The organism is Actinoplanes nipponensis (assembly GCF_016862275.1).
Taxonomy (GTDB): Bacteria; Actinomycetota; Actinomycetes; order Mycobacteriales; family Micromonosporaceae; genus Actinoplanes; species Actinoplanes nipponensis.
Genome location: NZ_BOMQ01000068.1, coordinates 1 through 14,181, shown reverse-complemented (window position 1 = coordinate 14,181; position 14,181 = coordinate 1). Strand labels below are relative to the sequence as shown.

The 14,181-nt window shown below is 71.4% G+C and carries 12 protein-coding genes and 1 pseudogene; 7 read left to right on the top strand and 6 right to left on the bottom strand.

Translation table 11 applies throughout. The annotated features are described in order from the left end of the window. From Ani05nite_RS29545 to Ani05nite_RS29530, 4 genes and pseudogenes are all read right to left on the bottom strand, one after another. Window positions 1–96 (bottom strand): annotated as a pseudogene (locus Ani05nite_RS29545) (sugar ABC transporter ATP-binding protein); the annotation flags it as partial. A gap of 78 nt (window positions 97–174) precedes the next feature. Next, window positions 175–1,275, bottom strand: a complete 1,101-nt coding sequence (locus Ani05nite_RS29540; protein WP_203773805.1) for a sugar ABC transporter substrate-binding protein — start codon at window positions 1,273–1,275, stop codon at window positions 175–177. 330 nt (window positions 1,276–1,605) lie between these two features. Continuing rightward, on the bottom strand, window positions 1,606–2,088 hold the full coding sequence (gene ybaK / locus Ani05nite_RS29535) for a Cys-tRNA(Pro) deacylase (protein ID WP_203773803.1): 483 nt from the start codon (window positions 2,086–2,088) through the stop codon (window positions 1,606–1,608). Window positions 2,089–2,099: 11 nt separating this feature from the next. Then, entirely contained in the window at window positions 2,100–3,266 is a 1,167-nt protein-coding gene (locus Ani05nite_RS29530) for a class I SAM-dependent methyltransferase (protein ID WP_203773801.1), read from the bottom strand. 236 nt (window positions 3,267–3,502) lie between these two features. Here Ani05nite_RS29530 and groES point away from each other — a divergent pair, with 236 nt between their 5' ends. The 4 genes from groES (at window position 3,503) to Ani05nite_RS29510 (ending at window position 7,896) form a co-directional block, all read left to right on the top strand. Continuing rightward, window positions 3,503–3,811 carry a co-chaperone GroES gene (groES, locus tag Ani05nite_RS29525; RefSeq protein ID WP_023358324.1) on the top strand — a complete coding sequence of 103 codons (309 nt, stop codon included), beginning with the start codon at window positions 3,503–3,505 and terminating at the stop codon, window positions 3,809–3,811. Window positions 3,812–3,885: 74 nt separating this feature from the next. After that, entirely contained in the window at window positions 3,886–5,538 is a 1,653-nt protein-coding gene (groL, locus tag Ani05nite_RS29520; protein ID WP_203773799.1) for a chaperonin GroEL, read from the top strand. Between the two features lie 83 nt (window positions 5,539–5,621). After that, window positions 5,622–6,266: a hypothetical protein gene (locus tag Ani05nite_RS29515; RefSeq protein WP_203773797.1), complete on the top strand. Its 645-nt coding sequence runs from the start codon at window positions 5,622–5,624 to the stop codon at window positions 6,264–6,266. Window positions 6,267–6,312: 46 nt separating this feature from the next. Further along, the gene (locus Ani05nite_RS29510) at window positions 6,313–7,896 is read left to right on the top strand and encodes a molybdopterin-dependent oxidoreductase (RefSeq protein ID WP_203773795.1); all 1,584 of its coding nucleotides are present in this window, start codon (window positions 6,313–6,315) and stop codon (window positions 7,894–7,896) included. Window positions 7,897–8,065: 169 nt separating this feature from the next. Here the strand turns inward: Ani05nite_RS29510 and Ani05nite_RS29505 are convergent, their stop codons facing one another. Continuing rightward, window positions 8,066–8,455: a WhiB family transcriptional regulator gene (locus Ani05nite_RS29505; protein WP_203773793.1), complete on the bottom strand. Its 390-nt coding sequence runs from the start codon at window positions 8,453–8,455 to the stop codon at window positions 8,066–8,068. Window positions 8,456–8,685: 230 nt separating this feature from the next. Here Ani05nite_RS29505 and Ani05nite_RS29500 point away from each other — a divergent pair, with 230 nt between their 5' ends. Beyond that, window positions 8,686–9,528 carry a response regulator transcription factor gene (locus Ani05nite_RS29500; protein WP_203773791.1) on the top strand — a complete coding sequence of 281 codons (843 nt, stop codon included), beginning with the start codon at window positions 8,686–8,688 and terminating at the stop codon, window positions 9,526–9,528. Window positions 9,529–10,375: 847 nt separating this feature from the next. On the opposite strand, the gene Ani05nite_RS29495 is transcribed toward Ani05nite_RS29500, so the two are convergent. Next, the gene (locus Ani05nite_RS29495) at window positions 10,376–10,777 is read right to left on the bottom strand and encodes a DUF5319 domain-containing protein (RefSeq protein WP_203773789.1); all 402 of its coding nucleotides are present in this window, start codon (window positions 10,775–10,777) and stop codon (window positions 10,376–10,378) included. 120 nt (window positions 10,778–10,897) lie between these two features. On the opposite strand from Ani05nite_RS29495, the gene guaB reads away from it, so the two are divergent. Then, window positions 10,898–12,385: an IMP dehydrogenase gene (gene guaB, locus Ani05nite_RS29490; RefSeq protein ID WP_203773787.1), complete on the top strand. Its 1,488-nt coding sequence runs from the start codon at window positions 10,898–10,900 to the stop codon at window positions 12,383–12,385. A gap of 13 nt (window positions 12,386–12,398) precedes the next feature. Beyond that, window positions 12,399–13,517 (top strand): GuaB3 family IMP dehydrogenase-related protein, encoded by a 1,119-nt coding sequence (locus Ani05nite_RS29485; RefSeq protein ID WP_203773785.1) that lies wholly within the window; start codon window positions 12,399–12,401, stop codon window positions 13,515–13,517. Window positions 13,518–14,181 lie beyond the last annotated feature (664 nt).

Genomic DNA, 14,181 nt, shown 5'->3' with positions numbered 1-14,181 from the left:
ACCGGGGTAGACGGAGAGTCCGACATCGTGCAGGACCTGGACGGGACCGAAGCTCTTGTCGATCCCGCGCAACTCCAGAAGAGGTGTCGCGGCCACGGGTGTTTCTCCTTCAGTCGATGCGGCGCCGCCCACGCCCGCGGGGGGCATGGACGGCGCCGTCGGGCCCGAGGTGGGTCAGCTGACGCCGTTGTCCGTGCAGAGCTTGGTGAAGTCACCGGTGCACAGCTGGTCCTTGGTGACGAAACCGTCCGCGACGACGTCCTTGACGCTGTCCTTGAAGATCGCCGTCGGGGTCAGCAGCACCGAGGGCACGGCCGCCTTCGACTCCGGGTCGTTGATGGACTGGCTGACCTCTTTCTTCTCGCCCTTGGCCAGCGAGATCGCCAGGTCCGCGGCGGCGTCGGCCTCCTGCTTGATGGCCTTGTAGACCGTCATGCACTGGTCGCCGGCGAGGATGTTCTGCAGGCCCTGCACCGTCGCGTCCTGGCCGGTGACCGGGACCTTGCCGTTCAGGCCCTGCTTCTTGAGCACCGAGATGACCGCGTTGCCCAGGCCGTCGTTGGCGGCCAGCACGCCCTTGATGTCCTTCTTCTCGGTCAGCATCTGCTCGAAGATGGTGCCGCCCTGCGCGTTGTCCCAGTCCGGCACGGACTGGTCCGGGCCCTTGACGTACTCACCGGCGTCGTACTTGGGCTTGAGGACCGAGTCGTAGCCCTCCTTGAACAGGGTGGCGTTGTTGTCGGTCGGGGAGCCGTTGAGCTCGGCCACGACCGGCTTGCTGGCCTTCATGTCGGTCAGGCACTTGACCAGGCCCTCGCCCTGCAGCTTGCCGACCGCCACGTTGTCGAACGACACGTAGTAGTTGGCGCCGCCGTTGAGCGTGAGCCGGTCGTAGTCGATGGTGGCGATGCCGGCCGCCTTGGCCTTGTCCAGCACGGCCTTGCCGGTGCCGGAGTCCAGGTTGACGATCATGAGCACCTTGACGCCGCTGGAGATCATGCCGTCCGCGATCGTCTGGAACTGGCTCTTGTCACCCTGCGCGTTCTGGATGTCGACCGCCACGCCGGCCGCGTCGAACGCCGCCTTCAGGAACTTGGGGTCGTCGGAGCCCCACCGCTGGGAGCTGGCAGTGTCCGGCAGGATGACGCCCACCTTGCCGACGGACGAGCCGCCGGAGCTGCTGCCGGAGTCGCTGCCGCTGTCGTCACCGCACGCAGCCATGCTGCCGGTGGCCAGCAGGCCCACCGCGGCAAGGGCGAACATTCCCTTACGCATTCCTCGAGTCCCTTCGGATCAATCCGGACCTTGCATCGGATTCCTGGTGTGCGCTGCCGGGAACGCCGCCCGCCCGGCCGTGGCCGGGAACCGGGTGGAGTCGGGCGATGCGGCCCGGCGCCGGGCGTGGCACGACGGGCCCGATCGCAAGATCTCTCAGCCCGCGTGGCCCTTCGGTGACACGTCGGCACGCCGCCGAACCGTCGCTGAAGTCGCCCCACACCGTGACGCTAGGTCACGCAGGTGGTCCGATTTGCCGGATCTCGGGAGAAAGACCCCTGACGAACCGTCACGGTGTCGTAACGGTGCAGGGTGGGCGGGGTGTCCGCCCTAGCTCCGGATCGGGGCCGTGACCGCGTCGGTGAGCCGGACCAGGTCGGCGGGCGCCAGCGACACCTGCAGGCCCCGGCGCCCGGCGGAGACGTACATCCGCTCCAGCGCGAGGGCGGAGTCGTCGATCACCGTGGGGAGCCGCTTGCGCTGGCCCAGCGGGCTGATCCCACCGCGGACGTAGCCGCTGCTGCGCTCGGCGGCCGCCCGGTCCGCCAGCGTGGCGCGCTTGCCGCCGGCCGCGTGGGCCAGGGCCTTGAGATCAAGATCGCCGGTCACCGGTACGACGGCCACGGTCAGCGCGCCGTCCACCTCGGCGATCAGGGTCTTGAAGACCACCGCGGGCTCGGCGCCGAGGGCGGCGGCGACCAGGGCGCCGTAGTTCGGGGCGTCCGGCGAGACGTCGTACGGGTGCAGCTCGTGCGCCACCCGCTGCGCCGCGAGCAGCACGGTGGCCGGGGTCCCGGCAGCCTTCTTCGCCACGATCAAGCAGGCTAGCGGCAGAGCAGGACGGTCGGCGCCCCCGCCACCCGGGTGAGCACGAGCGAGGCCCCCGCGCTGCCGCTGAGCCGCAGGTCGCGCCGCAGCTGCTCGGGCTCCAGCGCGGAACCCCGCTTGCGGATCTCCAGCCGTCCGACCTGCCGGTCGCGCAACAGGCTGCGCAGGCGCTTGAGGGAGAACGGCAGCACGTCGGTGATCTCCAGCCGCCGGGCGAACCCGGTGTCGACGGCGGTGTCGGTGTAGACGTACGCGATCTCCGGGTCGGCGATCCGGCCCCCGATCGAAGCCGCGAACTCCGCGACCAGGTGCGAGCGGACCACGGCCGGGTCCGGGTCGTACAGGTAGGCGCCCACCGGCCCGACCGGCGCCGCCGCGACGCCGGAGCCGGTGAGCTCCCGCGCCGCGGGCAGAAGGATCGCCCGCCGAGGAAATTCCGCGAGCGGCCCGCACCAGAAGGCCGCCTCGACCAGATCGCCGTCGACGCTGACCCACTCGCCCTCGGCGCCGGCCGGCAGCAGCGCGTGGTCGATGCCGGGGGCCAGCTTCAGGACCGTGCGCGGCACCCGCTGCGGCAGCGTGGCGATGAAGTCCCACGACGGCGACCACGAGCGCGGATCCATCACCCGGCCCCGGCCGGCCCGGCGGCGCGCCGGATCGGCGAAGACAGCGTCGTAGCGCTCCACCGGCACGCTGGTGGCGTCGGCGCACTCGACCGTCACGAGGTGGGCGAGCCCGGCCGCCTCGGCGTTGGCGGCGGCCAGCGCGGCCGTCAACGGGTCGGCGTCCACCGCGTACACCCGGATGCCCCGGCGGGCCGCGGCCAGCGCGTCCGAGCCCAGCCCGCACCCCAGATCGGCCAGGGTCTCGACCCCGGCGGCCCGCAGCCGGGCCGCCCGCCGGTCCGCCACCACGGCCCGGGTCGCCTGCTCGAAGCCGGCCCGGGTGAAGAGCATCGTCGCGGCGGCCGCGCCGAACTTGGCCGCCGCGCGCCGGCGCAGGTCAGCCTGGGTGAGGGCGGCGGAGGCGAGTGCGGGGGAGACCCCGCGGGCCCGCAGCGCGGTGGCCGCGGCCAGCGGCTCACCGCCGGCGACGTCAGCGGCGGCCGCCAGGGCGGCCGACCCTTCGGCGGTACGCAGGGCAGCGAGCAGTTCGAGGTCCACGGCGAGTCATTCTGCTAGGAGTGACGTGCTGGCACTCTGGTTGACGGAGTGCTAGTTCCGGCATAATCTCCGATTAGCACTCTCACCATGAGGGTGCCAGCGCGCGCCCCATCCGGGATGCGCGCCTGCACCAGGCGGACCGGCACCCGCGACGACGGCCCCGCCCGGTGGCATGAGGCATCAGCCCGGCCTGTCCACTGGCCGGCGACAACACCTGTACCCAGGAGGGTATGCCCGTGACTACCGCGACAAAGGTTGCGATCAAGCCGCTCGAGGACCGCATCGTGGTCCAGGCGAACGAGGCCGAGACCACGACGGCGTCGGGCATCGTGATCCCCGACACCGCCAAGGAGAAGCCCCAGGAGGGCACCGTCCTCGCCGTCGGCCCCGGCCGGATCGACGACAAGGGCAACCGCGTTCCGATCGACGTGCAGGTCGGCGACACCGTGCTCTACAGCAAGTACGGCGGCACCGAGGTCAAGTACGCCGGCGAGGAGTACCTGGTGCTCTCCGCCCGCGACGTCCTCGCGGTCATCGAGAAGTAAGACCTAACCGACAGTGCTGACCGCCCTGGCCCGGCTCTCCGGTCCAGGGCGCCGGTGCGTTGAAGGGACCATATATGGCGAAGATCCTCAGTTTCTCCGACGACGCCCGGCACCTGCTGGAGCACGGCGTCAACACGCTCGCCGACACGGTCAAGGTCACCCTCGGGCCGCGCGGCCGTAACGTCGTCCTCGACAAGAAGTTCGGCGCGCCCACGATCACCAACGACGGTGTCACCATCGCCAAGGAGATCGAGCTCTCGGACCCGTACGAGAACCTCGGCGCCCAGCTGGTCAAGGAAGTGGCGACCAAGACCAACGACGTCGCCGGCGACGGCACCACCACGGCCACCGTGCTCGCGCAGGCGCTGGTCAAGGAAGGCCTGCGCAACGTGACCGCGGGCGCCAACCCGATCGCGCTCAAGCGCGGCATGGACCTGGCCGCCGAGGCCGTGTCCAAGGCCCTGCTGGAGAAGGCGGTCGAGGTCAACGACCACAAGGCGATCGCCAACGTCGCTACCATCTCGGCCCAGGACGCCACGATCGGCGAGCTCATCGCCGAGGCGATGGACCGGGTCGGCCGCGACGGTGTCATCACCGTCGAGGAGGGCTCCGCGCTCAGCACCGAGCTCGACGTCACCGAGGGTCTGCAGTTCGACAAGGGCTTCATCTCCCCGAACTTCGTGACCGACGCCGAGTCGCAGGAGGCCGTGCTCGAGGACGCCCACATCCTCATCACGACCCAGAAGATCTCCAGCGTCGAGGAGATGCTGCCGCTGCTGGAGAAGGTCCTGCAGGGTGGCAAGCCGCTGCTCATCGTGGCCGAGGACGTCGACGGCCAGGCGCTGAGCACCCTCGTGGTGAACGCGCTGCGCAAGACCTTCAAGGTTGCCGCCGTGAAGGCCCCCGGCTTCGGGGACCGCCGCAAGGCGATGCTGCAGGACCTGGCGATCGCGACCGGTGGGGAGCTCATCGCCCCCGAGCTCGGCTACAAGCTGGACCAGGTCACCCTCGACATGCTGGGCTCCGCCCGGCGCGTCGTGGTCGACAAGGAGAGCACCACCATCATCGACGGTGGCGGCCGTACGGCCGAGATCGACGACCGGGTCGCGCAGATCCGCAAGGAGATCGAGGCCTCGGACTCCGACTGGGACCGCGAGAAGCTCTCGGAGCGGCTGGCCAAGCTCTCCGGCGGCATCGCCGTCATCAAGGTCGGCGCCGCGACCGAGGTCGAGATGAAGGAGCGCAAGCACCGCATCGAGGACGCCATCGCGGCGACCAAGGCCGCGGTCGAGGAGGGCACCGTCCCCGGTGGCGGCGCCGCCCTGGCGCAGGTCGCCTCGGTGCTCGACGGCAACCTCGGCCTGGTCGGCGAGGAAGCGGTCGGCGTGCAGATCGTGCGCAAGTCGCTCATCGAGCCGCTGCGCTGGATCGCCCAGAACGCCGGCCACGACGGCTACGTCGTGGTGGGCAAGTCCGCCGAGCTCGGCTGGGGCCACGGCCTCAACGCGGCCACCGACGAGTACGTCGACCTGGTCGCGGCCGGCATCATCGACCCGGTCAAGGTGACCCGCAACGCGGTCTCCAACGCCGTGTCGATCGCCGCGCTGCTGCTCACCACGGAGAGCCTCGTGGTCGAGAAGCCGGCCGAGCCGGAGCCGGCCGCCAACGGCGGTGGCCACGGCCACAGCCACGGCGGTCACGGCCACCAGCACGGCCCGGGTTTCTGATTCAACGGAGTAAAAAGGGCGCGTCGCATTCAGCGGCGCGCCCTTCGTCGTGTGTGATGCGGGATTCGGGGAAAGAGGCGCGGATGATCGTGGTGGTGGAGGGGCCGACCGCGGCCGGCAAGACGTCGTGGTGCCGGCGGCACGTCGGCCGGTACGTCGCCGAGTACGCCGCCACCGGCCGGGAGCCCACCGACGCGGTGGTCCTGGCCCGGCACTGGGCCCGGGTCAGCATGCGGCGCTGGGCCGAGGCCGTCGACCTGGAACGCGCCGACGGGGTGGCGTTCTGCGACACCGACCCGGTCAAGCTGCACTACTCCTGGGGCATGGCGGCCCTCGGGCTGGCGCCGCGCGCGCAGTTCGACCGCGAGCTGACCGTGACCCGGGAGGCGTTCCGCGCGGGCCGGCTCGGCTTCGCCGACGCGGTGCTGGTCGGCCTGCCGGAACGGGAGACGCTGCGGCAGCGCCGCGACGCCGACGAGACCCGGCGGCGGCGCAACTTCGCGGCGCACGTCCAGCTGCGGGAGCCGCTGCAACAGTGGTACGCCGCCCTGGACCGGCTGGACCCGGGGAGGGTGATCTGGGACCTGCCCGCGGAGGGCGTGCCGAAGCTGCCCGAGCCCCGGGCCGAGCGGTGTGCCGTGGCCCTGCTGGACGCGCTGGTCGACGCTCTGCCGCCGCTTCGCCCGGCCGCCGCGGAGCCGGCGCGTCCGGCCGTCATCGAAACGTAAGACCTGGCCGCGGGGTGGGTGCGGCGCCCGGGTGGAGGATGGAGAGGTGAAACTCTCCCTGCGGGCCGCGCTGGCCGGCCTGGCCGCGGCCGGGGTGGCCCTCGGCGTCGCCGAGATCGTCGCCGTGCTGACCGGTCCGCTGTCGTCGCCGCTGTTCGCGGTGGGCGGCGTGGTGGTCGACAACGTGCCGGCCCCGGTGAAGGACGCGGGCATCGCGATCTTCGGCACGCACGACAAGACCGCCCTCATCAGCGGCACCGCCCTCCTGCTGGGCGCCTACGCCGCCCTGCTCGGCGTCCTGGCGCTGCGCAGCCGGGTGGTCGCGGCGGCCGGCATCGCGCTGTTCGCCGTGCTCGGCGTGGTGGCCGCGGTGACCCGCAACGACGCCGGGATCACCGCCGCGCTGCCGACCCTGGTGGGCGCGGTGGCGGCGTATCTCGCGCTCCGCCACCTGCTGCGGGCGGCCGTCGAGGCGGAGCCCGCGCCGGTGGGGGCCGCGACGACCGCCGGCCCGGGTGGCCCGGCCGAGGGGGAGCGGTCCCGCCCGGTTGTCTCGCCGAGCGCCTACCGCGAGGACGGCCGGCGGCGCTTCCTGATCGGCCTCGGCTCCGCGGCCGGCGTCGCCGCCGTCGGCGGTGTGGGCGGCCGGCTGCTCACGTCACGCCGCGCGGTGACCGCGGCCCGTGCGGCCGTCGTGCTGCCGCCCGCCCCGCCGGTTCCGCCCGTCCCGGCCGGCGCCCAGGTGGACGGCGCGACCGCGTACGTGACCTCGAACGACGACTTCTACCGCATCGACACCGCGCTGTATCCCCCGCAGATCGACCCGGCCACGTGGGAGCTGCGCATCCACGGCATGGTGCGCAACCCGATCACCATCACCTGGGAGCAGCTGCTCCAGCGCCCCATGGTGCAGCGCTACGTGACCCTCGCCTGCGTCTCCAACGAGGTCGGCGGCGACCTGATCGGCAACGCCCTCTGGCTCGGCGCGCCGATCAAGGACCTGCTCGACGAGGCCCAGCCGTTGCCCGACGCCGACCAGGTGGTGCAGCGCTCGAGCGACGGCTGGACCTGCGGCAGCCCCACGGCCGTGCTCCGCGACGGGCGGGACGCGCTGCTCGCAATCGGCATGAACGGCCAGCCGCTGCCGGTGCGGCACGGCTTCCCGGTACGCATGGTCGTCCCCGGGCTGTACGGCTACGTCTCCGCCTGCAAGTGGATCACCGAGATCGAGCTGACCCGGTTCTCGGACTTCGACGCGTACTGGGTGCCGCGGGGCTGGTCGGCGCTCGGGCCGATCAAGACGGAGTCGCGCATCGACACCCCGCGCGACGGCGCAAAACGCAAGGCGGGTCAGGTGACGGTGGCCGGGGTGGCCTGGGCCCAGCACCGCGGCATCACCGCGGTCGAGGTCCAGGTCGACAACGGCCCGTGGGCGCCCGCGACGCTGGCTCCGGCCGTCTCGGCGGACACCTGGGTGCAGTGGTCGTACGCGTGGCCCGCCACCGCGGGGGAGCACACCCTGCGGGTGCGGGCAACCGACAGCAAGGGCGAGACTCAGACCAGCACACCCGCGTCGCCGGCCCCGGACGGCGCCACGGGATGGCACTCCGTGCGGGTCACGGTCGGCTGAATCAAGTCACGCGAAAGCCGCACTTCCGGTCCGACGGCAGCCCCAAGTTCGCTCATACGGTGGCTTGTATGTCCACCGACGCGGCTCATACGCCGGAGAACACGCCGACGCGGCTCCCCGCAGGGAACCGCGTCGTCACATGTGTGGTGATGCCGCGCTTCGTCCGGCGTCAGGCCGCCGGTGCCTGCCGTTGTGCCGGCACCGTCGACTTGTGGGGCCGGCCGAGGCGGGCTTCGAGCCGAACCAGGTCGACACGTCCGTGAGTCCGATCGGCAAGGTCCTCCCAGCCGACTGCGAGCAGCCGCAGCCGCTCCGCTTCGCTGAAACCTCCCCAGACCCCGTACGGCTCACGAACAGCCAGCGCGTGAGCAGCGCACTCCGCCCGGACCGGGCAGGCTCCGCACATCGTCTTGGCCTTGGCCTCACGACGGTTGCGGGACGACCCACGCTCACCGTCCGGGTGGAAGAACTGGGCGCTGTCGCGCCCCCTGCACAGGCCCAGTCGTTGCCAGTCCCAAAGGTCGGCGATGGGCCCGGGCAGTCTGCGAACGTTCGACATCAACACCCTCCTCCCGCGCGGCACCGCGGAGTGTTGTCATGAGGGGCCTGGCTCAGGCCTGCCGCCGGTGTACCCCGGTGCATGCCTCGTCACACCCGACTCGTCGATGTCTTCGTCAGCCGTATCCCATCGCTACGGCAACCCGTACCGATGTTTCCTATTTTTTCCATCTAAAGCGCGTAATGCTGCGGCCGTTGCGTGATCTCCTCTGAGAGAGAAGGAGGATCACTGTGCGTACCGTCCTCGTGTGCGTCCGAACCCCACTAGCCGCTCAGACCGTCGCCTCTACCGCGGCCCGGCTCGGCATGACCGGGGTCGTGCGGACGGCGGTCAGCGAGACCGAGGCCATGATCCGACTGGCTGAAAGGCCGGCCGAGGTGGTCCTGGCCGACACCGCCGTGACCCGTCCCGACAGCGTCGGCTTCACCCGCCGCGTCCTCGCCCGTGCCCCCAACGCCCAGGTCGTTCTCTTCGGCGCCGAAGACCCCCGGGTCGCCGCGGCCGCCGTCGCCGCCGGCGCCCGAGGCGTCATCCGCGGCGTCGAACACGACCTGGTCAGCGTCGTGGCCAAGGCCCTGCTGCTCCTGCTGCTGCCGGTACGCCCCCAGGGCATGCCGATCAACGGCGCGAACGCCCAGCCCGCCACGGTCGGCGGCGCCGGGCGCAACAACAACTCGGCGACCGCTCGCGGCCTGCACCGCGACGGGCTGGCGATGGCCGGCACGCCCAACGCGGCCGGCATCCCCGCGATGCTGCCGAACTCCCCGATGGTCCCGGCCCAGCGCGGCGACGGATCGGACATCGACCCGGCCACCGGCCGCCCGATGGTCTGGCCCGGCAACGACACCGGCCGCACCGACGGCCCCACCGGCCGGCGGCTGACGCTCACCGAGCGTGAGCTGCAGGTGCTGCGGGGCATGGCGGACGGGAAGAGCAACGCGGAGATCGGACGGGAGCTGTTCGTCTCCGAGGACACCGTCAAGACCCACGCGCGGCGGCTGTTCCGCAAGCTCGGGGCGCGGGACCGCGCGCATGCGGTGGCGGCGGGGTTCCGCGCCGGCCTGGTGGCCTGACCAAGCGCGAAACCGACCCGACCCGACCGAGCCGACCCGGACCGGGCCGACGTGCCCGACCCGTGTCTGGTCGGAACGGACCTGGCCGGACCTGGCTGGATCGACTTGGCCATCAGGGTTGAACGAGCCCGGTCGGCCTGGGTGGGGCAGATCTGGTCGGAGTCGTCTTGGCCGGCGGGGCTGAGCGGGCTTGGTCGGCCTGGGTGGGACAGATCTGGTCGGAGTCGTCTTGGCCGGCGGGGCTGAGCGGGCTGGTCGGCCTGGCTGGGACGGATCCGGTCGGAGTCGTCTTGGCTGCCAGGGCCGAACGCGCCTGGCTGGATCGCCTTGGCCGCCAAGCCCTTGAGCGGCCTGACCGGGGCGAATCTAGCCGGAAGCGGGCTGGATCGACCCGGCCTGCCGGCTCGAACGGACCTGTCCGGAACCGGCTCTAACGGACCTGTCCGGAACCAGTGCCCGCATCTGGCTGGAACCCCGGCTCCGATGAGTCGGGACCGGCTCCGGCCGGTCCGGCGGATGGCCCGACCCGGACCAACGGGGCGCTCGACCGGGTCCCGGGCGACGGTGCCGCGCACCGGGCCGGGGGTTGTTCGGCTGCTCTCCGAGCCGCGACCCGGCTCGGTAACCGTCGGTGCCGCCAACCAGCAAGATCACATCCGGGCGGGCCGCGCCCGGCTCGGCCAGTTCCCGCTGGGGTCCGGCCCGGTAAGAGCTTGTACTCGCCGCGCTTGATCGGGCCCTGGCCCGCCTCGATCCGGCACCGCGTCGTGGCTCGCCCCAGCACGGCGGCCGTGGCCCGGCCCGGAAACCGCCGTCCGGCGCACCCCCGGGCACCGGAGCCGTTCACCTAGCTCTGCTCGTCGTCCGTGCCCTCGGTCAGGGTGTCGTGCACACCGTCGGCATACCCGCGCGCGTACTCCCACGTGACGTAGTGGTCCGGGTCCGGGTCGTAGGCCGGTTCGTGCACCCGCGGCCGCCCGCTGCTCAGCAGATGCCGCAGGTTGCCCCGCAGCAGATCCCAGTCGAAGTAGTGCGGTTCGTGGCAGTCCTCGCACTCGATGACCAGCCCGCGGATCCCCGTCGGGCTCAGCAACGCCTGGTAGATCTCCAGGTCGGAGAGGTCCTCCAGGACGTCCTGCCGCTCGGCCTCGGTCAGCGGGTCGTTCTCGGCGTCCTCGGAGAGGTCGTCGAGTCCGGCGGCCGGATCGGCGGGGTCGCCGTTGAACGGGTCGATCGGCTCTTCTTGCACGGTGTCTACCGTACCCATGTGCGGGCGTTGTGTGCTGGCCCGCACGCTCTGTCCGCCCTGCAAACGCCCTCAGCTGGATGGGTAGGATGAAACACTCCGCCTCTTCGCTAGGGATGATCTGTGGATAACGAGTCGGCCCGCACGGTCCCGCTGGGTCTCACCTTCGACGACGTGCTGCTCCAGCCCGGTGAATCGGACATCGTGCCGAGCCGGGTCAACACGGTCACGCGGATGTCCCGCAACATCGAGCTGTCGATCCCGTTGCTGTCCGCGGCGATGGACACGGTCACCGAGGCCAAGATGGCGATCGCGATGGCCCGCGAGGGCGGTATCGGCGTCCTGCACCGCAACCTCTCGCCCGAGGACCAGGCGGCCCAGGTCGACCTCGTCAAGCGCTCCGAGTCCGGCATGATCACCAACCCGGTGACCTGCAGCCCCGACGACACCCTGGGCCAGGTCGACGAGCTCTGCGGCCGTTACCGGATCTCCGGCGTGCCGGTGGTCGACGGCGACGGCACGCTCGTCGGCATCGTCACCAACCGCGACATGCGCTTCGTCACCGACCAGCACGTCAAGGCGCGCGACGTGATGACCACCATGCCGCTGGTCACCGCCCCGGTCGGGGTCAGCAAGGACGAGGCGCTCGCGCTGCTGCAGCGGCACAAGGTCGAGAAGCTGCCCCTGGTCGACGACAGCGGCCGGCTGCGCGGCCTGATCACCGTCAAGGACTTCACCAAGACCGAGCAGCATCCACTCGCGACCAAGGACCCGCAGGGCCGGCTCCGGGTCGCCGCCGCCATCGGGGTGGGCGACGACTCCTACAAGCGCGCCCGCGGCTTGATCGAGGCCGGCGTCGACGTGCTCATCGTCGACACCTCGCACGGTCACCAGCGCCAGGTGCTGGACATGATCGCGCGGCTGAAGAAGGACGCCACGATCGACATCGTGGGCGGCAACGTCGCGACGTACGCCGGCGCCAAGGCGATGGTCGAGGCCGGCGCGGACGCGGTCAAGGTCGGTGTCGGACCCGGCGCCATCTGCACCACCCGCATCGTCGCCGGGGTCGGCGTACCGCAGATCACCGCGGTGATGGAGGCGGCCCGGGCCTGCCGGCCCGCCGGCGTGCCGGTCATCGCGGACGGCGGCGTGCAGTATTCGGGCGACATCGCCAAGGCGATCGTGGCCGGCGCCGACACCATCATGCTCGGCGGCCTGCTGGCCGGTTCCGAGGAGAGCCCCGGCGACCTGATCTTCGTCAACGGCAAGCAGTACAAGTCCTACCGGGGCATGGGTTCGCTCGGCGCCATGCAGTCGCGGGGGCAGGCCAAGTCCTACTCGAAGGACCGCTACTTCCAGCACGATGTGGCCGAGGAGAAGCTGGTTCCCGAGGGCGTCGAGGGCCAGGTGCCCTACCGGGGCCCGCTGTCGCGGGTCGCCCAGCAGCTCGTCGGCGGGCTCCGGCTCGCCATGGGCTACGCGGGCGCCGAGACGATCCCGGACTTGCAGGAGAAGGGCCAGCTCATCAGGATTACCGCTGCGGGTCTCAAGGAGAGCCACCCGCACGACATCCAGATGACGGTCGAGGCTCCCAACTACCACTCCCGATAAGGGGTAATCCGACATGCGCGACGTGGTGGAAATCGGTCTCGGCAAGACCGCCCAGCGCGGGTACCACCTGGACGACATCGCGATCGTCCCGAGCCGCCGCACCCGCGACGTGGACGACGTGTCCACCGAGTGGAAGCTCGACGCGTACCCGTTCAAGATCCCCTGCGTCGCGCACCCGTCGGACGCCACGATGAGCCCGCAGTCGGCAGTCGCCCTGGGCCGCCTCGGCGGCCTGGGCGTGCTCAACGCCGAGGGCCTGTGGACCCGCTACGAGGACCCGACGAAGATCCTCGAGGAGTTGGCCGGCCTCGACGAGGAGGCGGACGCGACCAAGCGCCTCCAGGAGGTCTACTCCGAGCCGATCCGCCCCGAGCTGATCGCCGAGCGGGTCCGCACCATGCGCGAGGGCGGCGTCACCGTGGCCGTCCGGGTGTCGCCGCAGCACACGCTCGCGCTGGCCCCGGTCATTCTCGACGCGGGCGTCGACCTGCTCGTCATCCAGGGCACCCTGGTCTCCGCCGAGCACGTGTCCACCACGGACGAGCCGCTCAACCTCAAGGAGTTCATCGCCGACCTGGACCTCCCGGTCATCGTCGGCGGCTGCACCGACTACAAGACCGCCCTGCACCTGATGCGCACCGGCGCGGCCGGCGTCATCGTCGGCATCGGCGCCGACGAGTGGTCCACAACAGACACGGTGCTCGGCATCCGCGTCCCGATGGCCAGCGCGATCGCCGACGCCGCAGCCGCCCGCCGCGACTACCTGGACGAGACTGGCGGCCGCTACGTGCACCTGATCGCCGACGGCGGCATCCAGACCTCGGGCGACATCGCCAAGGCCATCGGCTGCGGCGCCGACGCGGTCATGCTGGGCGAGCCACTGTCGCTGGCCGAGGGCGCGCCGGCCGGTGGCGCATGGTGGCACTCCGCGGCCAGCCACCCGAAGCTGCCCCGCGGCGGCTTCTGCATCGCCGGCGAGCCGGACGGCACCCTGGAAGAACTGCTCTACGGCCCGGCCGACCGGCCGGACGGCCAGCTGAACCTGTTCGGCGGGCTGCGGCGGGCGATGGCCAAGTGCGGCTATCACGACGTGAAGGAATTCCAGAAGGTTTCGTTGGTGCTTGATCGGTGAGGTAGATCAAGATCAATTTCATGTCGTGCGTGGGTGCATGGTGCTGACCGTCGCTCCCGCCGAACGCGGGGTTCGTGCTTTGTTCTAGTCGGTTTGGGCTGGGTGCATGGTCGGGCTTGGGGGCCAGGATGCCCCACTCCGGGCGTGGGGCATCCCCGCCTCCAAGCCCTGTTGTGGTCCGGGCGGGTGCCGGCCAGCGGTTGCCGCAGTGACACCACCACAGTGGACGGTTGCACGTTGCCTTGGCGCTCTGCCACGGCCGATGCCATGCGTTCAGGCGCTGTCTGAGTGAGGGCGGGCGCCCGCGTGGCTAAGTCGGGCCTCCGCCCTCGCCGACCACGCGCTCCACTTCTCCCCGCGACGTCGTCCTGACCACGGTGGGTCTCTCCAGCGGGTTCGCGGCTTTAGGCGCCCCGCTCGGCCTTCCGGCCGCCTCACTGTGCCGAGGGCATCCCTGCGCCACTTGCTGCCTTCCGGCCGGGCTCACCTCATCGCGCAGCGGGACGAGGCGGGTCTCCGCCTCCTCGGCTGGGTCACCCCGCCTCCATCCCTAGGGCCCCTCGCCCCACTCCGCCTCGACCTGCCTCGGTCCGGCCCGCTCGGGTCCATCTCGGTCGTATCCGCCTCAGCCCGGCCCAGTCCGGCTCGCCTGGCCTCGCCTTGG

What these genes read in the sequence shown, in the direction of transcription:
- Ani05nite_RS29540 (WP_203773805.1), bottom strand. Translation starts at nt 1,275, where the DNA reads ATGCGTAAGGGAATGTTCGCCCTTGCCGCGGTGGGCCTGCTGGCCACC.
- groL (WP_203773799.1), top strand. Translation starts at nt 3,886, where the DNA reads ATGGCGAAGATCCTCAGTTTCTCCGACGACGCCCGGCACCTGCTGGAG.
- Ani05nite_RS29515 (WP_203773797.1), top strand. Translation starts at nt 5,622, where the DNA reads ATGATCGTGGTGGTGGAGGGGCCGACCGCGGCCGGCAAGACGTCGTGG.
- Ani05nite_RS29505 (WP_203773793.1), bottom strand. Translation starts at nt 8,455, where the DNA reads ATGTCGAACGTTCGCAGACTGCCCGGGCCCATCGCCGACCTTTGGGAC.
- Ani05nite_RS29485 (WP_203773785.1), top strand. Translation starts at nt 12,399, where the DNA reads ATGCGCGACGTGGTGGAAATCGGTCTCGGCAAGACCGCCCAGCGCGGG.